The following is a 20,225-nucleotide window of genomic DNA, read 5'->3' as shown; positions in this document are numbered from 1 at the left end:
TCCATTTGTTGTGTACGACAGTGATCCAATAACCCCGAACGATTTTTACATCACCTTCAATCTCTCCGAGCGACAGCCTGTGCAATATCAGCTTGTTGATGTTATGGGCCGGCAGGTAACGGCTCAAACCCTCGAAGATGTACTCAATCAGACCTACGAGGTAGATGCACAACACACAAGTGCTGGCGTATACTTACTTCGTTTGCAGATTGGACAATCGTATTATACTACTAAAGTATATATAGGAAGGTAGCATGGACTTATATCGATTGGAGGGGGAAATATGATTTTAGTCCAGCGGGTTTGTATCCTATAAGACTTGCTTCTAAAACAGGTGTCCGTCAGGTACAGGTTGTGCGTGAGTAACAGAGTATAATAGTCGGTAATGATGTATTAAGCGTCACTTAGCTATAGATTAATGGCCATTGTAAATGCACAATGGTAATTTTCAATCCTCTTTTAAGCAGACCAGATACAGTCTTCTAATCCTGTCAGATGATCTGAAAAAAAACATTCTTCTATCATACACAGATACTGCGTAGGATAAAAGAATGCGGATTGATACAGAAGTGATTTATGCGACAGCCAGTACAGGTTGTCTGCTTAATTTTTTAAGTACACGAAAATGTGATGCCAATGCTGTAGCGAATGACGTGTTTTCATGATATGGTAAACCAAACTCTGCAGCAGTTTGCTTTACTATACCAGCAATAGCAGGGTAATGTATATGGCAAACTTTAGGAAAAATGTGATGTTCGATCTGCATGTTCAGTCCGCCACATAGAAATGTAGTAATAGAACTTCCGCTTCCAAAATTGGCCGTGGTGCGCAACTGGTGGGCTACCCATATATCATCAATATTCCCGGTATGATCGGGTTCAGGAAATTCAAGGTCCTCAACAATATGAGCCAGTTGAAACACAAGTCCCAGTACAAGGCCTTTAGCTAATTGCATACAGACAAAGCCTACTACAAATTGCCATACCGATATATCCAGTACCATCAACGGCAGGGCTATTACCAGAAAATAATAAAGAGCTTTAAAGAAGAATAGCTTGAAGAATTCAATCCGCGGGTGCGTAGTAGTATCGCAGCTTTTGCCGATGTTATTCTGAAAGAACTTAACATAGTCTTTACTGAAGATCCATGCGAGGCTGGCCATACCGTATAGCAGAAAAGCATAGTAATGCTGGTAGCGCTGGATGCTGGTAGATTTATCCTGCGGACAAACGCGGATCAATCCCGGTGCTACAATAAGGTCATCGTCATGTTCATGTACGTTGGTATACATATGGTGAACCGTATTGTGCGAAATCTTCCAGTTATAAGTATTGGCACCCAGCAGGTGAAATACAGAGCCGAGCGCATCATTTACCCACTGGTGCGAGGAGTAGGAACCATGCAAGGCATCGTGGCAAACATTAAAACCGACAAAGGCTGCAAACATCCCCAGCATAATGGAAAGTATAAGCATCCCTGGTAGGGAAAATTGTCCGGAGAGAATTAGCAGGTATAAACTGAATGTACCACCCAGAAAGAATACCGATTTGAATATCATCCGGCCATCGGCCTGTTTTGAAATGTTGTTTGAGGTGAAGTAATGATCGACTCTTTCTTTTACCGTAGCATAGAAACCAGAACAATCTTTGTTGAATTTTAATTTTTGCATAATTATCTGCATCAATATAGGGAAAGAAACTGCCATAAGCTATTGTCTGCCCGTTGTGGTAAATAAACTTAGTGTATGATTGGGCGATCATGTGGCAAGAAAGAACTCAGGTGAGTGTCTATTTCCTATAGTCGGATCGTGAAAGAGCGTGAATAAGGTATAATGAGGAGTAAAGAGACGTGTTCTCAACTTTTAAGGAACCTGTTTTAAAAATTTCTATAGAGGCAAGGGTTTTCCATTTTTCGTAACTTTCCTGTGTGAAGTACAGTATAAAACCCCTGCTTCAGGCATCACTGCCGTTGTATGCAATACTACTAGGTTCGGTCTGGTTTCTTTCTCCGGAATTTTTAGCCTGTTCAAAAGATAGCGTTTGGTGTTCTGTATTTTATTGGATAACCGAATCGGCCGGCAGGGCCGGCACACCCCTTATTGTTTTGGCGGCTGGTATATTCTATGCGATCAATGCACCTTCGGCAGGTGCGAAGGCAAAGGCATTCTTCCGCACCTTCCTCGTACTCTTTATCATTCTGTTTGTTTTTGCTTTTGTTAATGAGTATGGTATAAAACCAGCCTTGCAACGTGCACGGCCCAGTCACACCTATATATTAGAGCAAACACATTCTACTGCCCGGCTAGACTCTATATATACCCTGCCGGAATCTGACAGAAGAATTTTCTTTCAGCAACTCATTCAGTCAGATACACTTTCTTTTGGCAAGATTGATAAACGTGTATTGGATCATTGGATATATGAAGCGGGTTCATCATTTCCTTCGGGGCATTCATTCAATGCATTTTTGCTCGCGAGTATATTAGCTTTTAGTATATATTATTCTGGTACTCGCATCAAATGGTTCTATAGTCTGCCACTTATATGGGCTGTGCTGGTTGGATTTTCCCGCGTTGCATTAGGCGTGCATTCAGCATTGGATGTGAGCGCTGGTGCGGCATTAGGCCTCATTGTTTCGCATACATTGCTTAGTTTTTCGGTAACACAAAAGTTGCTAATCCCCAATAAGCGGCCTGATCTCCACACACCGTAAGCGTGAGTTTTCTATTTGCTGCCAATGGTTTGTACACTTTCGGGACAAAAGTGTACATATTCGTTCACTTGCATCACCGCAACCTATATATCGACTGAAAAATATAGTATATATATACCGGTAATTATTAATTTTTTGTTACGGAACATTTTTCTGTTAAAAACGTACCCGGTTGTTTTTTAGTAGAATCTGCATCCAAATCAAAATACTTTCGTTTGACGCGCTTCCGGTTGGCAGAATAAAACTATGCGGCAGTTTCGGTGTAAACCTCTGATGTTAAGAAAAATTAACGTTTGCGCTGCAACAAAACGAATATTCGGTTCGTCTTAGTGTCATATAAAAACAACGAACTTTAATCACAACACAATATGAAAAACATCTTATCAATCGCAGCTGCTATGTTGATTTCTACAAGCGCTATGTTTGCCGGAGCCATTGAAAATCCGAATGCATCTACTGGTATGGCTATCATGAAAAATGGTACTACTATAAAATTGTTCTATAAAGGAACACGCCCAGCAGATGTTAAAGTATCTATACTGGATGCAAAGAACAAACTGGTATATGCTGAAACTATACAGAATGTAGATGGCTTTGTAAGACCCTATAATTTCTCTAACCTGAAAGAAGGAGAATATACTATAGAACTGGTAGGTGAAAATGGTCGCCAGGTAGAACGTGTTAATTATCACTTTGGTAAAGTAGAGAAACTGGCGAATGTATTGCACGTAGCCGGTGAGCCTAGCAAATATATACTTACCGTTGCCAACAAAGGTGCAGATGTACTTACTGTAAAGATCTATGACTCTATCGGTACATTGTTATACAATGCGAAAGAAGAAGCTGATGGCGACTTTGCTCGCATCTACAACCTGGAGAACTACCATGGTGCCGTAACATTCGAAGTAACAGATTCCAATGGTGTTGCTAAAACACTCAGCCTGTAATCTGTCACGATAATTAGATATACTCTTTAAAAAAAGAGACCCCGAAGAAAGTGTTGCTGTGAAAACGGCAGCACTTTTTTATTGTGATTACTGATGCTTTTTGCGCTTGTCTTTACGAATTGTTAACCGCTGATTATAGATCGGGTCTTTCTGCAGCATAACAATCTCGTTCGCGGCCGAATCGATGTAGGCCTTGCCCGTTAAATCCTGGGGAATCCTGTTCTCACAAAAGGTAAAATATAGCGTGTCGCCTTGCTGGCGATATGTGCCTTTGAAGTGTTCGATCTTGGTGAGTCCTACAATGCGCTGGTAATAATCAAAGTAATTTTTTCTGCGGAGGTCCAGGTGATGATCAACCATTTTTCCAATACGGTAGGACACTACTGTGATTTTAGTTTTACGATAGCATGGTGAGCAGGCTATAGCGATGAGCGCTATCAGCATCAGGGGCATCTGTTTCATCGTGATAAGATAGTAAAATCACCAATGCGATGCTTAGGGAAATTTTTCTGTTGGGTGAATTTCTTCAGCAGGGATCTTTTATTCAGTAGCCATAGCGTGATGAACCGGATAACAGACCAGGATGCGCTGCGCAATGAATCACTTTTCAGCAACTCGATGATGGTGTATAGGTTGAAAGAAACAGCGCCAACGAGAATGGCGCTGTTTCCGTAAGAAATTATTCTTTCACTTCAGTCTGGCGGCTATCGCGTGTATTCTTTTGCACTGCGATGGCAGCAAAAAGGCTCAGCACGAACGACATGCCGTAGAATCCTTTTTCGCTTAGGGTAAGCGTTGCGTTCCACAATCCTACTACCAGCAGCACCACGGCCAGTATAGTAGAGAACCAGCTCAGGCCGTAGTAAATATTTGTTACCGGTATACCTTCCAGTTGGTCGCGCACACTTTTCTGGAGCGATATAGCAGAGAACAAACCGTACATTAATACGGTAAAGTAATATCCTTTTTCATTCAGCAGCATGTCTGCATTCCAGAGGCCGATGTTAAAAGCAAGTACACCTGCAAACAAAGCAACCCAGGATGCGCCGATAAATGCATTGGATGGTTTCTGATTCATTGATTTTTTGTTTCGTTTCCCTACTCGTATGGCTTTTCGGTTCCGCCCCGTTTTTATAAAAGTGGTTTCTGGCGTCCACAATTTTGGTTCAAGTATACGGAATTGCTGTGAGTGTGGATATGCGACCAGCCCTGCATGATCCGCGACCATTCTGCGGTTATCTTCCATAAACCCAGTGTTTCTGCCTAGCAGAGCCTTCATTTTCAGGGTATATACTCACGAATTTTTGCTAATATCGATAGTGGTAGGGCATCAATTACCTGTCTTTGAAGCAATACGAAAGGTGGAAAATAAATAGATTTGATTCCTATCTACAACGAATATACGGTGCAGTTGGCTGATCGTGACATTATAAACGCTATACAAAGCGGAAACAAAGATGCCTTCGAGCAGGTGTTTCACGCCTGTTATGAAAATCTTTGCCAATATGCCTGCACGATAGTGAAGGACATGGATGAAGCAGAAGATATAGTGCAGTCTATGTTTCTGAAGATATGGGAGAAGCGTGAAGAGTTGACGATACAGCAATCGATCAGATCATATCTGTTTCGTGCGGTATATCATCAATGCATCAATACACTCGAGCATAAGGTGATAAAGCTGAAGCACCAGGAGTATGGCTTGCAGCAGGGTATACATGCTTCGCAGCAGCCCGAAGTGTTTCCGGAAGAATTATCCGAGAGCATACGTGCTGCTATTGATGAATTGCCCGAGCAGTGCCGAAACATTTTTGTAATGAGTCGCTATGAAGAATTACGCTATGCCGAGATAGCGAAGAAATTAAATATATCGGTAAACACCATCGAGAACCAGATCAGTAAGGCATTACGGATCTTACGATTGAAACTAAAGGATAGTATATTTTAACATAAACCTGTGCCGGAGTGAAACGTGAAAATGACATTGAGATAAAAGACGAACTAATCGTCAGGTATTTGGCGGGTGAGGCTACGCCTGAAGAAGCTATGGCGCTTCAGGACTGGCTGGTGCTTGCCGAGAACCGCTCGTACTATGAAAAGATAGAAACCGCATGGAACAGCGCCTATCCGTCAAGAACTCCGCGTGAGGTAAGTTCTCAACGTGCGTGGAATACGTTGCAGGCTCGGTTAACATCCGTTACACCGATGTGGAAAGAACCTGCACCACGCAGAACAGGCAACATGCTGTTTCGTATAGCCGCATCGTTGCTTATTACAATCATTGCCGGCTTGCTCCTCTATATCCGCATGCACGATGATAAAATAGCGGAGGTAAATGTTACTACAAAAAATGCATCGCAACGCGTAGGGTTGCCCGATAGCTCGGTTGCTATACTGTATCATAACAGCACACTGCTATATCCGCCAAGCTTTGGTGCCATTGAGCGTGCCGTGCGGTTAACGGAAGGTGAAGCATTTTTCAAGGTCACTCCCAATAAAGAAGTGCCGTTCATTATCCATACCGTTGCAGCCGATATACGCGTAATAGGCACAGCGTTTAATGTTGTTACACGAAAAGATGGCGTGGAGGTAAGTGTAAAAGAAGGAAAGGTATTGGTATATACTGCTACCGACAGCAGTTACCTGGAAGCAGGATCAACAGCCGTTATCCGGGCAGCAGAACAGGGTATACAGGTGAGAGATTCAGTTAACGCTAACTCGTGGGGATATGCTACACGACAACTCGTTTTCAAAGACCAGCCAATGGCAGAAGTGATTATGGATATCGAAAAGGCATACCCCTATTCGATCAGACTTTTAAATAAGAATATTAATAATTGCCGTCTGACTGCTACCTTTGACAATGATTCTGCAGAAAATCTATTAAATTTAATCGCGGAGACATTAAATCTATCGGTGGCGAAAAATGGGAATGTGTTTACCCTGGAAGGCGAAGGTTGTCCGTAGACTTATAGTCGCGGTAATGCTGCTATACACCGGCACGGGTGCATTTCCGCAGTATATGAAGGCATCGCTGCCCGTAAAAGGTATTACCATTACCTGCACCAATACTCCCTTTCATGTTCTGGTCGATAAACTTTCAGCTATCACAGGTCTGCACTTTATTTATAGCTCCAACGAAATTGATGTAGATCGCCCGGTATCTATATCGGTAAAGGAAGCACCTCTTGAAAAAGTACTCCTCCTGCTGGGCAACCAGATGAACCTCACATTCAGAAAAAGAGATCGGTACGTAATTATAAAAGTTGTTACCGTTAACCCGGCGATAGCTACTACTTCCAAACCCATCAGCCGACAAAAAACTGAGCTTGATAAAGTAACGGCCTATATGCCGATGGTAGTAGACAACGCATCGTATACTGCCAGTATAAGTCGCAAGCCAGTAACAGAAACACCAGTATCAGCTACCACTGATACATACTTCACCCGCCATCTCGAAGATTTTCATATATACTTTGATTCAACTTCGCTGCGCAAGCTTCCGCCACGCGAGATCCGGAAAATAAACCTGAAGAGCCGCCATCGCAGCTGGTATATAGCTGGTGGTTTTATGATCAACGATTATGCTATAGGTACTGAGTTGCAGGCAGGTTTACGCTCGCTATATGTAGTGGTAAATCCGTCATGGCTGAAGAGAGATGGTAAATATTATGGCGCTTATGGATTAGGTACATCGTTGTTGCTTACACGCAACTTCTCGTTTACACCAGTATATACGTATGGAACTATACGGGAGAAACGGAATTTTGAAGTAAGCACATTTCATAAAACAATTGAGAACGACATCAAACTTTCGTCACGGCATCACCAGGTAAAGCTCATGTTTCAACTTGCCGTTACACCAAACATCAACATACGCTTCGGCCCTTCCATTGGTTATCTCAAGACTAAATTTTCGATGCGCAATACCAATGTGTTTGTGATAGACCGCACCAAAGTAGCAGGTCAGCCTATGGATGGTGGTGCCCCGGGATTTAAAACTTCTTATTCAACAGCTCCGGCCATGCACTCCATTATGGAAGTGGTGCGCACCTCCGAGAATAACTTCACGGCCAGCAAGGTTATGGTCGGCTGGGAAACCAGCATTACTTATAGAATAAATTTTTTCAGGCGCCCATAGTGGCAAGTTGATTTTTGCCTGTCTCTTAGTTGTGGTACTAAACGAAAGATCTTATGCCAGCAACTAAAAGTTTTCTATTGAATCCTTCCTATAATTTAAAAGAAGCTGTTTGGGCATTCTCTGCCTTGCTGATCATTGCGTTGATCAACCTGATGCAGCAGTGGGAAGAGCGTAAAATTTCGGTAGAGCATTCTACTGCAGAGCTGCAGTGTACCTTGAAGCTTGATGCATCTCAAACGGTAAAGATGCAGGAGATCACGTACGAATACTATGATCAGATGGCGAAAGCCTATTCAAAATACTTTTTCAATACAGAGAAATGCGAAGATGAAGTGCGCCAGTTACAAAAGAGGAGAGAGCAAACCGTATTTAAAGTATTGAATGCCAACCAGCGTGCCACGTGGCAGCATCTGTATACAAGCTGTAACAACGTTACTACTCAGTGATCGACGATAATTAATATATACTCACATAATAAGCGTATCGTCAAATCAGTTGATCATTTTTTGATACGATGCCTATATATGGTAACCGCGGCAGAGAAACCGTGCTATACCTGTTGAGAAGATCGATCTTTACCAGGATCATCATGCTGAGCCTTACCGGTATATTTTACACGATCGTCTAATGTTTTCTTCCGAATACGGATGTGAAGTAATTAAACAACGCTCGGTCTTTGCTGAGCTCGTGCAATACCTTTCGGTGCATGCGTACATGATGACTTGATCGGAATACATCATAGAATTTTTCGGACGCAGGCGTAACCGTTTGATCAATACCTTGTGGTAACAGAATAGCGCTATAAGAGGAATCGATTAACTGGGCCTGATCGGCAGTAGAGAAAAGATCGGGTGGCAATACCAGAATAGCATCCGTCTTTTGTGCAGCAAAGGCTGCCAGCTTTGGGGCAAACTCATCTATAGGGCAAAGGCCTTCAGCTTCCAGACAGATGTGTTGCGTATTAATGGAAGATTCCGGAAGTATATTACCGGCTTGCAACGTATAGGCTGCATGTGCCTGTGTGTAGGCATGATGAAAAGCCTTCTTCTCACGCTGGCTATATTTGCGCGAAACGATGGTGACCAATACGAGTGGTACACTGATCTTGCGGGCCAGCTCCATCGCCCAAAAATATCCACTGCTGAAATTAAGATGAGAGAGGAAGGGATATACAATGCAGCTCTTCACCGGATGTAAAAGTTCGTGCTGCACCCGTAAAGATGCAGCACAGTATAGATTGATAAAAAGTGGAAACGCGTATTACATCAACGCCAGCGCTGTAGAAAGGCCCGATGCCAAAGCAACCCAGTATAGCTGGTTTACTTTATCTTTCGAACGTTTCAAGCGCATCTTTACGGCACTCGATGTTAAATGATAATCTGCCTGCAGATCTTCAATGGATTTTCCCTGTTGATATTTCTGCAGCAATAAACTCTTTTCTTCCTGTGGCAAGTGATCAATCAGTGCGAACATGATGCTCTCCTGGTCGTTCTTGTCAGTTTCAGGCATCAGAGCAAAGCTGCTGCTTTCGTTCTCATCATCGCCCGTATTTTCTTCCAGGCTCACCAGGTTGGTTTTATTTTTCTTGCGCAGGTACGCGAGGCAGTCGCGGTGAATGATAATATATAGCCACGTAGAAAATTGAGCGTCACCTTTAAAAGTATCAAGCTTGTCAAAAGCTTTCATGATCGAATCCTGGGCAACATCAAAAGCAATGTCTTCTTCTTTCAGAATAGATAAACACTTTTGGTATACCTTCTTGAAGTATCGGTTATATAACTCGCCAAGAGCCGCATTGTCATTTTGAAGAGTATAGGAGATTAGTTGTTCATCGGAAAAATGACTGAAGTTTTTCATAGCGCTTACTGTTTGGTTTCAACGCAGTAAAGGTGCAATCACGCGCGCTGTGCGGGTAGAGCGAAAAAACGTATTTTATAAAATCACAGAAAACCGGTAGCCCAGTCGGTATAAAGGCTGAGCGGCACTAGGTAAAAAAGCGTAGAGGCGTTCTCCGTATAAAACCGTACGGATCAGGCCAGCCCTTTTTCAATGGCGTATTTCACTAGACCAGCGGTATTTTTTGCCTGTAGTTTTTCCAGCAGGTTTCTGCGGTGGGTATCAACTGTGCGCACGCTGATGAAAAGTTTTTCAGCGATCTCGACATTCGAATATTCTTGTACAATGAGGCGAAGCACCTCGATCTCGCGATCGCTCAATGGATTGTCAGCTTTGGAAGAAGATTTGGGTGCACTTTTTAAATCGGTAATAGCTTTGAGCAGCGTTGCCGAAACACTCTGGCTAAAGTAACTGTCACCATTTACAACGGCATGGATAGCCGCCAGCAGCTCGTCACGGCCGCAGTTCTTTAACAGGTAGCCACTGGCACCGGCCTCCAGCATTTTTAATATATAGTCGCGCTCTTCGTGCTGTGTTATAGCCAGCACTTTTACATCCGGAAAATCGGATTTGATCTTATACGTAGTGTCAATGCCATTGGGAATACCCATATCTATATCCATCAGGATCACATCGACCACTTTCTCTTTCAGTATAGCGGCTACCTCGATGCCGTTCTCTGCTTCAGCAACTACTTCAACATCGTTTTCCAGTTGCAGAATGGCATTCAGGCCAACCCGTATAAGCTTGTGATCGTCTGCAATAACAACACGTATCTTCTCCATACAGCAACTTGTATTTCTTTCAAAAGTATACATTCCGGCCGAACATTCCAGTGACTTTTTAGCAGCCCGGCATCCAAAGACTGTAATGTGAGGTATAGCGCATCATCTGTTTGCTGCTATACATAGCAATTCGGGGAAGGGAAGTGGTATCAGGTAAATTATCAGGTTATGAAAAATTATTTCGTTCCGATAGGGCTGCTGATCATCACAGCAGTGCTATCGTCCTGCCAGCATCGGCAGGAACAAACAACGGCACAAGCTGCAACTCCGCGAGGTGAAAATGAAATCTCGCTGACAGAAGTACAGCCGGATGAACAATTCTGGCTCGCAATAGAATCGTATGCAAAGGGTGAGTATAAACAGAGTGCCGACTATATCCGCGAAAGCGTGAAGGCCATGCATAAGATTGCTTCGAACAATCAGGCGAACAAAAGATCGATCGAAGTTTCTGCCAATGAACTGCAACAACTGGCCGACAGTGTAGCAGTAAATCATGTATCGTCTATTGAACAATTGAACAAAGCATTTGGGCGTGCAGCGCATGCGTTGGCTCATCTGCGCTTGCGGGTAACAGAGACTGAATTTTTTAGTCAGTCGGAAGAAATTGCCGGTTCACATTTTCAGTCAGCGGTGAACCATGCCCATCACTATATAAAGCTTCATCATTATACCCCTACACGCGAAGAGGTAATTATACTGAACGATGTAGCGGCTTTATCGCAGCGCATGCAGAAAGGTGATAAGATATCCGAAGAGGAATTGAAGGAAAGTATAAACGATGTCGATAGCCTGTTAATGAAATGGGAAACGCGCTTCAATCCCTGATATATACTGTATTAAAAATTTTATTTCATGAAAAATATACTGGCCGTTGTTTTGATGCTCGTGGTTTCGCATGCATTCAGTCAGACGCAATTTACCGGTGCTAACGAATGTCGTATTCGTATACTTACCGATAAGAGAGATTACGAGTTTGTATCGATGCGGCTGGAGGCCAAGCTGAATGACGCATTGCAGCGTTTTGAATTTATGATTCCCGAAACATCGATCCGTTCGCTGCGCGATTCTGCCGATATGAATTTTATGCGGAAGATGATGGCCGGAGCAAGTACTATTGTGCTGAACGCTGCACTGCCCGGACAAATTGATTTTGCATTTCTGAAAACAAAATCTTCTACCGACTTGCCGGGAGAATTACGCATAGGTACGTATCGTTTTGAGGATGAAGTAACGTTTGGCGGATCGATGCCGGTAGACAGACTATACTTTAACGTGCAGCTATACCTGCGCGAGGGCAGTAAATATTTAGCCAGTATAAATGACGAGCATGTGTTGGAAATAGAAGTGGCCGCCCGGGGTGACAGAATGGTTGGCCTTACATCTAATTAACAGATAATAAATAGTAGTGAATGCTATTCGTGTAAAACTTAAATGGTGAATGGTATGAAAACAAAACTGTTTTTTACAGCGCTGATGCTAGCAGGCGCTGCAGCAATGGCCCAGGTGCATGTTGACTTTGATAAAAGTATAGATTTTAAAAAGTATAAAACGTTCAGGTTCGAGTCGGGGAAAGTAATTCGTAAGCTGGGTGTAACCGATACGGATAATACGTTTATGGATGCCAATGTGAAGCAAGCGGTAACACGCGACCTGGAAGCAAAAGGTCTTACACCCTCGGATATACATCCGGATATAATCGTTACCTACCTGGCAGGTGCCCGCGAGAAGCAGGAAGTGCAAAACTATATATCCAATCCGGGCTTCTTTTATCCTTACTATCGCTTTTATGGTTTAGGTGGCTGGTGGGGACCGCAATGGAATAATTTCTGGGTATCGCGCTATGAAGAGGGCACGCTCATCATCGATATGCTGGATGCAAAAACCGATCAACTGGTGTGGCGCGCGTATGCCGTAGCGCATATCAACAACTTCAACGAAGCTAAATTTGTCGATAAAGAAGTGTCTAAATCTTTCCGGCACTTTCCTCCGAAAGTATAATTCTGTTTCCACCTGCAGGCCGGTCGTTGTATGACTGGCCTTTTTTATAAAGGATGTCAGTATAAATCGGTATATAATGAAAATGCTCCTGATGTTAAGTATAGTTTGTTGCTCGGTATTGATAGTACATGCCGATACGATTGTTACAGACTCTGTAACGTTCAGCCGGTTTGGTACGGTACATATATACCGTCAGGCTCAAACACCACCAACAGAACTGGTGCTGTTTGTCTCAGGCGATGCAGGCTGGCGCTATGGTGTTATTGATATGGCAAAAAGCCTGGCCGCCAGAGGAGCCGTTGTAGCCGGTATAGATATACTGCACTATTGGAAAAATGCCGAGCATACAACCGATGCCTGTATATATGCTTCGGCTGACTTCGAGAATCTTAGCCAGTTTCTACAACGGAAATATACCTTTCAGCATTATCAGCTGCCGGTGTTGTGCGGCTATTCGTCAGGAGCTACGTTGATCTATGGTGTAATGGCGCAGGCTCCGTTGGAAACCTATAAGGGAGGTATAGCACTAGGTTTTTGTCCGGATATAATAAGCACAAAACCATTGTGCGAAGGAAGCGGCCTGCACTATACCACGATGCCCGATGGAAAAGGATATGACTTGTTGCCACGTAAAAACCTCACAACACCATTTGCTGTATTGATTGGCGAGCTCGACCACATCTGTAACGTAGAACACACTGCTGCATTTATGAAATCTATACCGGGCGAGAAGATATACCGGCTGCAGCGCGTGGGGCATGGATTTTCCAAACCTAAAGATTGGCAGCCACAGTTTATGCAAGCCTATAGTGATATAGTGAACCGGGCAAAGAAAGAGGAGGCTGCTATAGCACGGCCGGGAAATTTACCGGTAACGGAATTGCCTTGCGCTGCGGCTACCGATCAGCCAGTTATGATCGCTATATCCGGTGATGGCGGGTGGAAAGGCTTTATTCAGAATCTCGGTGTCGACTTCTCTGCGCATGGCGTTCCGGTGGCAGGCGTAGATGCATTGCGTTACTTCTGGACGGCCCGCACACCGCAGCAAACAACGCATGATATAGTAAACCTGATTCGCTACTATATGCAACAGTGGCATCGCGATTCATTTATATTGTTGGGATATTCGTTTGGTGCAGATGTGATGCCATTTGTGGCGAACGAACTGCCGGAAGATCTCCGTGCAAAACTCCGTTTGGTTGTATTACTCTCTCCCGATGACTATGCCGATTTTGAATTTCATTTTGCAAGCTGGTTTAACAAAACATCGTCACAGCAATTTCCAGTGATGCCCGAGATCATGAAGATGTCGCCTGAAACACTGGTGATCTATGGTAAAGAAGAAAGTAACAGGCCTGCGGCAGCATTACATCATTCGTCCTTACAAGTCGCACTGGTGGAAGGCGATCATCATTATCATAATGAGCATACACCTATTCGTGAAGTTGTTCTTAAGAAGTTAAACCGGGAAGAAGCAGTCAATTAATAACATCGGTATAATATATAGTATATCTCGTAAATAAACCTCTCTATAACGTTAATCAACCTGTTAATTTATTTTTTATGCGTCTCATATTCATAACTTCCTGTATTCTGCTCTTCGCATCGATAGCGAATGCGCAATTTTTTAATGAACGTACTATAGCGGAAGATACCGCGTATCAAAAACTGAAAGCGGATATAATTACCAAATTCAAAAATGCCTCGCCCGGACAGTTCGGTGCATTTGTAAAAGGCGTAGACGAGGATATAGTAACCGACAAGAAAATATTAGCCTTAACCTTCGATGCGTGTGGAGGTCCGCACGGCAGTGGTTACGATGAAGAACTTATTAGTTTTCTGCGCAAGGAAAAAATACCGGCAACACTTTTTCTGAGTGGCACATGGATCGATGCACATCCTGATAAAGTAAAGGAACTCGCGGCAGATCCGTTGTTTGAAATTGAGAACCATGGTTTGCTCCATCGCCCGTGTACGATCGATGGTGAAACGATGTATGGTATACATGGCACAGCTAATGTTAGTCAAGCCATTGATGAGATAGAACTCAATGCCCGCAAGATTGAAATAATGACTTCGCGCAAGCCGCTATATTTCCGGTCAGCCACCGCCACCACCGATGAAGCCTGCGCTGCTATAGCCAGGCACCTCGATGAAACGATCATCAGTTATGATCTGTTATCGGGCGATGCTGTAGCCGGAACACCAGCATCCGTAATTCGCGAAAATTTATTGCGCGGTGCGCGCCACGGTGCTATCGTAATCATGCACATGAACCACCCCGAGTGGAATGGTTATGAAGCATTGAAGCAGGCATTGCCTGCCTTACAACAACAAGGATTTACGTTTGTAAAACTGGAGCTCCACCCGTTGAAAGGGAAGCATTAAGCGATAGATTAACTATATAGGAATGCGATTTGTCAAGGTATATATACAGCTATATACCTTGCTGCATTTATAGGTGTTTGAGTAATTCGGTTTCTTTATCTATAATATTATAGAGCTTGGTGGTTAGTTTTTTATACGAAGCCACTGCTTTTTTACCAGGCTCGGTAAGTTCGGCACCGCCTCCTTTTTGTCCGCCTTTCTGCAGGATAACATAGGGCTTTGATGCGCGGCTGTTTATATCATCGATCATGGCCCATGCTTTTTTATACGACATGCCCATTTCTTTGGCAGCTTTGGAAATAGAGCCGGTGGTCTCAATATATTCCAGTAATTCAGCGCGACCTGGTCCGAAAAAGCGAACACCATCTATATCTATCCAACAACGTAAGCGTATTTCTTTTTTCTTCATGGCAAGATGTATAGGGGTTTGAAAGATAAAACCGAAAGCGGAAAGTAGAAAGCCGAATGCGGAAAAGGTTGGGGTGGAGAAAATAAAAAAGCCACTGCTGTGGCAGTGGCTGGGTTTGTGCGGCATGCAGTGAATATATAAACCGCGCACTATACTTTATACATCGCGCAGGATCTTGCCGGTAGGGTCTATAAATATACCGCGCGACATGTGGTGTACTCTGCGAATGGTAACGTGATATACTATATTCAATTTTCCGGCAGGATCGGATGTAATCTTTTCCTGGTCGCGAATGATCTTGTAATCAGGATGTGCTTTGCTGATCGCATCCACTACTGCCTGTGGAAGTTCTGCGTGTTTGATAATGCGTTTGGAATGTTGAAGCTTTCCGTTCTTGTCGTATACCGCCTGAAAAGTTTGATTCGCCTGGCGCACGTTTACCTGGTAAAACTGTGCCCCGGATTTAGCAACGCTTCCTTCGGTCTGCACATCCCATTGTTCTCCGTACAGGATCATGGGTAGAAAATTCAGATCGGTAGCAACTGCATTGGGAAAATCGGCACGGATAGCAGCCATAACGGCTTGTGGTTCTTCTCCTTTTTTAACGGGAGTGATCTTAACGGTCTCGTTTTCCTGGGCCCATACCATCGTGGTAAGAAGCAGACCCAACATGAGTGAGAATGACTTTTTCATATAAATAGAAATTAATGAGTGGAATAAAATCCGCCTGTGGCGAGTATTAACAAATCATGCTATATCTATTTATATGGTTTATGTTGATGTGAGAAATATATACTATATATGAATGAAGTTTTAAATGAAAGAAAAGCCGCACCGTCTGCGCGGACTTTTCTTAACCTAAACCCCCTATGAAAAAACTAAACAATTTTCTTTTCCTTCAGATGTCCTCCGTGTGGATCTACCGTAATGATCTTTCTCTCTTTTCCTTTCATGATCAATACCCGATAGCAGGTCACGGTCGACTTCCCTTCTTTTATCATCTCGCCACTGTTGACGATGGAATATCCGGGATTACTTTTTTCGATGGCATCGCGTACCTCCGGCGGAAGGGCAGTATCTTTTACGGTTTCCTTCATGCGCAGCAACCGTCCGTTGGTATCGTATAGTGCTTCGCGATGTACTTCCGATCCTTTGATGCGTACACTATAGAAGCTTGGCTTCTCACCGGTACGTTTATTATAAGCCGGTATCGCGTATTCATCCTGAACAAGTTTTACCGGCAGGATAGACCATTCTTCACCTTCTCCCCCTTTAAAATCCCGCCGGAAAGACTCGATTACATTCACCGGAATCTCGGCTTCAACAGCTCTGATTCTTACAGCACCACTCTGCGCACCGGCACCTGTTACCAGGGTTACTGCCAGCACCATCGTTGAGAGTATTTGTTTCATGCTGTTGGTGTTTGTTTGCCCTTTTGATGCGTCACCGGAGAAAAGTCACACAGTCATAAAAATTTTTTTTCTGTGACGTTCAAGGCCTGCTCTCATCTTAATAGCAGGTGGAAAGCAAGACCGATGGGCTTTTTAACCTGTGCAGTACAACGATGGCAACAACAGATGTATAGCACTCGCAGTTCTGATCGGTGTCATTTTTTAATAGAGAGGAAATATGAAACATCGCATAGTAGTATTCCTGTTACTGGCAACACTGATGCTGGTACGCACAGCCAGAAGCCAGTCATTTATGGATAGTCTGGCCAGAGAAGATCACGAGATCTCATCATCTATAGCGCCTTATCCTGCAGATGTACGAGCGGCTATATTAGATGCATCGCAGTATCCGCAGGTGTTGGTAAAACTGGAACGCCTGCAGGCACGCACCAGTCAATCATTTCAGGATCTTGTATCCGGTTATTCACGCGAAGATCAGCAGGTGCTATACCAGGCGAGTCGCTATCCGGATGTCGTTACCCAACTGGTAAATGCAGGAGCCAATGCATCGCAGGCAGGGTCTATCGTGAAGACCGTTCCTGATGAAGCGCAGAAAGATATACTCGCTGCCTATAACAATCATTATAAAGATTTGTCGCGGATGAACGATCTGTATCAATCGTCCGAAAACTCCATGCAAAAAGTTATAGCCAAGTATCCGGATAATGTGCAGCAGAGTTTTCGCAGGATCGTATCCATGCCCGATGTGATGACACTGCTTACCGATAACATTGATGTAACGGTAGGGCTGGGCGAAGCATACCAGGCCGACCCGAACGGAGTAAAGCAGCAACTCGATTCGTTGCACGATCAGCTCCAGCAGCAAAACGATAAAGATCTTGCAGCCTATAAAAATGAAGTAGACAACGATCCCAAGCTGCAGGCCGAAATGAAAAAAGCAGCCGATGAATTTGCCACACAGTATAATCAGCCCGACAACCCAACGTATGTGGCAAATAATTATTACGACAATACACCTTATCCCTATTGGTTCGGTTATCCATACTGGTATACTTCCGCTATGTGGTATCCGCAGCCGCTATATTTCCAAACCGGTTTTTACTATGGGCCTTCCGGTAATATTATAGTGTGTGGTTTGCCTTCGCATTTATATGCCAACTGGTTTTTTGGCTTTGGCTATACCCGTTATCCCGCTATGTACAGAAGCTATCATACCTATTATGATATGCACCGTATGAATGTGCGTAACATGAATGTAAATGTATACCGCGGATTTAATACCGTGGCGCACCATCACTTCACCAACATCAACCGTAATCCGGACGGATATCGCAGGGCAGATATGAATCCCAATAACAACCACGTAATGGCGGGGCGTAACGATAACGCACCAGCAGTACGCAACCGAGGTCGTGACATAAATACTTCTGCACCGGCTCAGCACGAAGCACCACGTATGCGCGAGACAACTGCGGCACCACAGCAACAGCATTTCTCTGCACCGCAGCGTTTTAACAGTGCAGGCTTCAACCACTTCCAGGCGCAGTCATTTCATTCTATGGGATGGCATGGCGGAGGAGGTATGGGTGGTGGTATGGGCATGGGCGGTGGTGGCGGACGTCACCGTTAATAAACTTTTTTTTCAACCTCCGGCTGCCACCCAGCCGGAGGTTGACATATATAGCGGTATATATATAGTAAGCCCGAACAGCTTCGGTATAAATAACGTTTAATATCTATACTTCACCTGAGCGGATCCACTAAAAGCTGACGATTCGAAAAACTACTTTAAAACATGCACCTCCCTTTCCGACTATCGCGAAGTTATTTTAACCGATCCTTTTTACAGGTTTTGGTTACCGGTATATTCCTGGTGGGCCTGATTTATTTTGTACACAGCGAGCATTTGCAACTCGGCCAGGTGCGCATGGCATTTCATTCTGTTCATATAGGCTGGCTGGCGGCAGGGCTTGCATTATGTGCAGGCTATATTTTGTTGCAGGCCATACTATATGTATATGCCTTTCGAAGTGTAGGTGCTGCGGTTTCGCTGGGAACATCACTGCAATTATTTCTCAAGCGAAATTTCGTGAGCACATTTTTGCCGGCAGGTGCTTTTACCTCGCTCGCTTTTTTTGAAAATGAACTGGACAGGCACAAGCTTACCAAAGCGCAGATACGTTCAGGCTCGTTTCTGTTTGTAGTGGCATCCATGCTGTCGGTATTTATAGTTGCTATACCAGCTTATGGTATTTTGTTGCTGGGCAACCACCTGCGCCACATCGATGTATATGCCATGATCTTTTTGGTGGCGTTACTTTTTTCGATGGCTTATATAACACGCAGCATTGTGCAGCAACGAGGCTTTATATACATCACACTGGTGCATTACTTTCCCGGGCTTGCAGCATCTATTGACGAGCTGCGCTATCAATACTTTAATACCGGTATGTTTCTGCGGGCCGTGGGAGTATCCATCGCGATCGAACTGGTAGGTGTGCTGCATCTATATATAGCCATGGCGGCCTTGGGAGTATATCCTTCATGGGGCGCTTCCTTTGTCGGGTATGTGGTAATGGTGATCATTCTGAGCGTTTCTCCTTTTCTGAGAGGTATGGGCGCGATAGAAGTATCGCTGGTATATATACTCTCGCTATATGGCCAGCCCGTGTTGATGGCCGCTTCGGTAACATTGCTCTTTCGTCTGTTTGAATTTTGGATACCCTTTGGTGCCGGCATGATCTCATTCCTCTTCCGCAGGGGAAATTTACTGCTTCGGTTTTTTCCTGCCGGGTTTATGCTGCTGCTGGGGATAGTAAACATTATCTCTGCACTTACGCCTGCCATACCCGAGCGTTTAAAATTACTGGCAGAGTTTATACCTTTCTCCGTTACGCAGTTATCTACAGCTGCAGTGCTGGTGCTGGGAGTGATACTGTTGATAGCGTCTGCCTTCTTACTTACCGGTGCACGCAATGCGTGGAAGATCGCGCTGCTGGTAAGTATACTTTCGCTGATCGGCCATCTTACCAAAGCCATTGATTATGAGGAAGCATTAATTGCGTTGGTTACAATCATTGTATTGCTCTATACCAGCAAGGCATATTTTGTAAAACACGATATCGCTTTTCAATATCGCGCGGCCGGCAAGATTATTATAGCCGTAGTAATTTTACTGGTATATGCTGTTATCGGCTTTTCACTCATCAAAGGTCACCAGCAGGGAATACGTTTATCGTTACGCGAATCATTTACGGATAGCATTAAAACCATGTTGTTTCTCACAGGCAATGTGCGCTCAGCCGGAGATAACAATCATTTTCTTTTTTCCATACAGGCAGGTTCCGTATTAATTCTCGGGTATGTAGTATATGTACTCATGCACCTTTCAAAGAATGAGGTGCTGGATAAGGATGGTGCCGATAAAGCCCTCCATATAGTAAAAGAGCATGGCAACTCTTCCCTCGATTTTTTTAAAGTATATCCCGATAAACAATTCTTCTTTAATACAGAAGGCAATGGTTTTGTTTCATACGGAGA

Annotated in this window: 23 protein-coding genes; 14 read left to right on the top strand and 9 right to left on the bottom strand. The window is 44.0% G+C overall.

Annotated features, from left to right (window positions below):
- A partial coding sequence (locus tag VIN08_RS24725) for a T9SS type A sorting domain-containing protein (RefSeq protein ID WP_331971276.1) occupies positions 1–253 on the top strand: 253 nt, incomplete at its 5' end.
- A 321-nt stretch (positions 254–574) separates the two neighbouring features.
- Here the strand turns inward: VIN08_RS24725 and VIN08_RS24720 are convergent.
- Complete coding sequence (locus VIN08_RS24720) at positions 575–1,669, bottom strand: acyl-CoA desaturase (protein WP_331971273.1); 1,095 nt, start codon at positions 1,667–1,669, stop codon at positions 575–577.
- Between the two features lie 257 nt (positions 1,670–1,926).
- Here VIN08_RS24720 and VIN08_RS24715 point away from each other — a divergent pair, with 257 nt between their 5' ends.
- Positions 1,927–2,712 carry a phosphatase PAP2 family protein gene (locus VIN08_RS24715; protein ID WP_331971270.1) on the top strand — a complete coding sequence of 262 codons (786 nt, stop codon included), beginning with the start codon at positions 1,927–1,929 and terminating at the stop codon, positions 2,710–2,712.
- Between the two features lie 368 nt (positions 2,713–3,080).
- Complete coding sequence (locus VIN08_RS24710; protein WP_331971268.1) at positions 3,081–3,659, top strand: hypothetical protein; 579 nt, start codon at positions 3,081–3,083, stop codon at positions 3,657–3,659.
- An 87-nt stretch (positions 3,660–3,746) separates the two neighbouring features.
- Here the strand turns inward: VIN08_RS24710 and VIN08_RS24705 are convergent, their stop codons facing one another.
- Positions 3,747–4,121, bottom strand: coding sequence for a hypothetical protein (locus VIN08_RS24705; RefSeq protein ID WP_331971265.1), 375 nt, complete (start codon positions 4,119–4,121; stop codon positions 3,747–3,749).
- 217 nt (positions 4,122–4,338) lie between these two features.
- Complete coding sequence (gene yiaA / locus VIN08_RS24700; RefSeq protein WP_331971262.1) at positions 4,339–4,737, bottom strand: inner membrane protein YiaA; 399 nt, start codon at positions 4,735–4,737, stop codon at positions 4,339–4,341.
- 300 nt (positions 4,738–5,037) lie between these two features.
- On the opposite strand from yiaA, the gene VIN08_RS24695 reads away from it, so the two are divergent.
- The 4 genes from VIN08_RS24695 to VIN08_RS24680 are packed head-to-tail and all read left to right on the top strand — an operon-like array spanning position 5,038 to position 8,243.
- Complete coding sequence (locus VIN08_RS24695; RefSeq protein ID WP_331971259.1) at positions 5,038–5,604, top strand: RNA polymerase sigma-70 factor; 567 nt, start codon at positions 5,038–5,040, stop codon at positions 5,602–5,604.
- Positions 5,605–5,621: 17 nt separating this feature from the next.
- Complete coding sequence (locus VIN08_RS24690; RefSeq protein WP_331971256.1) at positions 5,622–6,623, top strand: FecR family protein; 1,002 nt, start codon at positions 5,622–5,624, stop codon at positions 6,621–6,623.
- A gap of 16 nt (positions 6,624–6,639) precedes the next feature.
- Positions 6,640–7,797 (top strand): STN domain-containing protein, encoded by a 1,158-nt coding sequence (locus tag VIN08_RS24685; protein ID WP_331971253.1) that lies wholly within the window; start codon positions 6,640–6,642, stop codon positions 7,795–7,797.
- A 53-nt stretch (positions 7,798–7,850) separates the two neighbouring features.
- Complete coding sequence (locus tag VIN08_RS24680; protein WP_331971251.1) at positions 7,851–8,243, top strand: hypothetical protein; 393 nt, start codon at positions 7,851–7,853, stop codon at positions 8,241–8,243.
- 178 nt (positions 8,244–8,421) lie between these two features.
- Here VIN08_RS24680 and VIN08_RS24675 read toward each other — a convergent pair whose 3' ends face one another.
- From VIN08_RS24675 to VIN08_RS24665, 3 genes are all read right to left on the bottom strand, one after another.
- Positions 8,422–8,985, bottom strand: coding sequence for a hypothetical protein (locus VIN08_RS24675; protein ID WP_331971249.1), 564 nt, complete (start codon positions 8,983–8,985; stop codon positions 8,422–8,424).
- Between the two features lie 72 nt (positions 8,986–9,057).
- Positions 9,058–9,654, bottom strand: a complete 597-nt coding sequence (locus tag VIN08_RS24670) for an RNA polymerase sigma factor (RefSeq protein ID WP_331971247.1) — start codon at positions 9,652–9,654, stop codon at positions 9,058–9,060.
- Between the two features lie 173 nt (positions 9,655–9,827).
- Complete coding sequence (locus VIN08_RS24665) at positions 9,828–10,478, bottom strand: response regulator transcription factor (protein ID WP_331971245.1); 651 nt, start codon at positions 10,476–10,478, stop codon at positions 9,828–9,830.
- 168 nt (positions 10,479–10,646) lie between these two features.
- Between VIN08_RS24665 and VIN08_RS24660 the strand changes: the two genes are divergently transcribed.
- The 5 genes from VIN08_RS24660 (at position 10,647) to VIN08_RS24640 (ending at position 14,864) form a co-directional block, all read left to right on the top strand.
- Positions 10,647–11,303 (top strand): hypothetical protein, encoded by a 657-nt coding sequence (locus VIN08_RS24660; protein ID WP_331971243.1) that lies wholly within the window; start codon positions 10,647–10,649, stop codon positions 11,301–11,303.
- A 27-nt stretch (positions 11,304–11,330) separates the two neighbouring features.
- Positions 11,331–11,867 carry a hypothetical protein gene (locus tag VIN08_RS24655; protein WP_331971240.1) on the top strand — a complete coding sequence of 179 codons (537 nt, stop codon included), beginning with the start codon at positions 11,331–11,333 and terminating at the stop codon, positions 11,865–11,867.
- A gap of 54 nt (positions 11,868–11,921) precedes the next feature.
- Positions 11,922–12,476: a DUF4136 domain-containing protein gene (locus tag VIN08_RS24650; protein WP_331971237.1), complete on the top strand. Its 555-nt coding sequence runs from the start codon at positions 11,922–11,924 to the stop codon at positions 12,474–12,476.
- Positions 12,477–12,552: 76 nt separating this feature from the next.
- Positions 12,553–13,962, top strand: coding sequence for an AcvB/VirJ family lysyl-phosphatidylglycerol hydrolase (locus tag VIN08_RS24645; RefSeq protein WP_331971234.1), 1,410 nt, complete (start codon positions 12,553–12,555; stop codon positions 13,960–13,962).
- A gap of 77 nt (positions 13,963–14,039) precedes the next feature.
- A complete protein-coding gene (locus tag VIN08_RS24640; RefSeq protein ID WP_331971231.1) occupies positions 14,040–14,864 on the top strand; it encodes a polysaccharide deacetylase family protein in 825 nt (274 codons plus the stop codon).
- 67 nt (positions 14,865–14,931) lie between these two features.
- Here VIN08_RS24640 and VIN08_RS24635 read toward each other — a convergent pair whose 3' ends face one another.
- The 3 genes from VIN08_RS24635 to VIN08_RS24625 all read right to left on the bottom strand — a co-directional run bounded on the left by VIN08_RS24635 (position 14,932) and on the right by VIN08_RS24625 (position 16,685).
- The gene (locus VIN08_RS24635) at positions 14,932–15,273 is read right to left on the bottom strand and encodes a ModE family transcriptional regulator (protein ID WP_331971228.1); all 342 of its coding nucleotides are present in this window, start codon (positions 15,271–15,273) and stop codon (positions 14,932–14,934) included.
- Positions 15,274–15,429: 156 nt separating this feature from the next.
- Positions 15,430–15,966 carry a hypothetical protein gene (locus tag VIN08_RS24630; protein WP_331971225.1) on the bottom strand — a complete coding sequence of 179 codons (537 nt, stop codon included), beginning with the start codon at positions 15,964–15,966 and terminating at the stop codon, positions 15,430–15,432.
- Positions 15,967–16,151: 185 nt separating this feature from the next.
- Complete coding sequence (locus VIN08_RS24625) at positions 16,152–16,685, bottom strand: hypothetical protein (protein WP_331971222.1); 534 nt, start codon at positions 16,683–16,685, stop codon at positions 16,152–16,154.
- 217 nt (positions 16,686–16,902) lie between these two features.
- Between VIN08_RS24625 and VIN08_RS24620 the strand changes: the two genes are divergently transcribed.
- Complete coding sequence (locus VIN08_RS24620; protein WP_331971219.1) at positions 16,903–18,315, top strand: hypothetical protein; 1,413 nt, start codon at positions 16,903–16,905, stop codon at positions 18,313–18,315.
- 165 nt (positions 18,316–18,480) lie between these two features.
- Positions 18,481–20,225 (top strand): lysylphosphatidylglycerol synthase domain-containing protein (locus VIN08_RS24615; RefSeq protein ID WP_331971217.1); only part of this gene is annotated, 1,745 nt, incomplete at its 3' end.

The organism is Ohtaekwangia sp. (assembly GCF_036568665.1).
Taxonomy (GTDB): domain Bacteria; phylum Bacteroidota; class Bacteroidia; order Cytophagales; family Cyclobacteriaceae; genus Ohtaekwangia.
The sequence above is the reverse complement of the archived record's forward strand: the minus strand, read 5'-3'. Positions and strand labels throughout refer to the sequence as shown.

What these genes read in the sequence shown, in the direction of transcription:
- VIN08_RS24645 (WP_331971234.1), top strand. Translation starts at nt 12,553, where the DNA reads ATGAAAATGCTCCTGATGTTAAGTATAGTTTGTTGCTCGGTATTGATA.
- VIN08_RS24630 (WP_331971225.1), bottom strand. Translation starts at nt 15,966, where the DNA reads ATGAAAAAGTCATTCTCACTCATGTTGGGTCTGCTTCTTACCACGATG.
- yiaA (WP_331971262.1), bottom strand. Translation starts at nt 4,737, where the DNA reads ATGAATCAGAAACCATCCAATGCATTTATCGGCGCATCCTGGGTTGCT.
- VIN08_RS24685 (WP_331971253.1), top strand. Translation starts at nt 6,640, where the DNA reads ATGCTGCTATACACCGGCACGGGTGCATTTCCGCAGTATATGAAGGCA.
- VIN08_RS24640 (WP_331971231.1), top strand. Translation starts at nt 14,040, where the DNA reads ATGCGTCTCATATTCATAACTTCCTGTATTCTGCTCTTCGCATCGATA.
- VIN08_RS24655 (WP_331971240.1), top strand. Translation starts at nt 11,331, where the DNA reads ATGAAAAATATACTGGCCGTTGTTTTGATGCTCGTGGTTTCGCATGCA.
- VIN08_RS24670 (WP_331971247.1), bottom strand. Translation starts at nt 9,654, where the DNA reads ATGAAAAACTTCAGTCATTTTTCCGATGAACAACTAATCTCCTATACT.
- VIN08_RS24705 (WP_331971265.1), bottom strand. Translation starts at nt 4,121, where the DNA reads ATGAAACAGATGCCCCTGATGCTGATAGCGCTCATCGCTATAGCCTGC.
- VIN08_RS24660 (WP_331971243.1), top strand. Translation starts at nt 10,647, where the DNA reads ATGAAAAATTATTTCGTTCCGATAGGGCTGCTGATCATCACAGCAGTG.
- VIN08_RS24665 (WP_331971245.1), bottom strand. Translation starts at nt 10,478, where the DNA reads ATGGAGAAGATACGTGTTGTTATTGCAGACGATCACAAGCTTATACGG.
- VIN08_RS24650 (WP_331971237.1), top strand. Translation starts at nt 11,922, where the DNA reads ATGAAAACAAAACTGTTTTTTACAGCGCTGATGCTAGCAGGCGCTGCA.
- VIN08_RS24710 (WP_331971268.1), top strand. Translation starts at nt 3,081, where the DNA reads ATGAAAAACATCTTATCAATCGCAGCTGCTATGTTGATTTCTACAAGC.
- VIN08_RS24625 (WP_331971222.1), bottom strand. Translation starts at nt 16,685, where the DNA reads ATGAAACAAATACTCTCAACGATGGTGCTGGCAGTAACCCTGGTAACA.
- VIN08_RS24620 (WP_331971219.1), top strand. Translation starts at nt 16,903, where the DNA reads ATGAAACATCGCATAGTAGTATTCCTGTTACTGGCAACACTGATGCTG.
- VIN08_RS24720 (WP_331971273.1), bottom strand. Translation starts at nt 1,669, where the DNA reads ATGCAAAAATTAAAATTCAACAAAGATTGTTCTGGTTTCTATGCTACG.
- VIN08_RS24680 (WP_331971251.1), top strand. Translation starts at nt 7,851, where the DNA reads ATGCCAGCAACTAAAAGTTTTCTATTGAATCCTTCCTATAATTTAAAA.
- VIN08_RS24635 (WP_331971228.1), bottom strand. Translation starts at nt 15,273, where the DNA reads ATGAAGAAAAAAGAAATACGCTTACGTTGTTGGATAGATATAGATGGT.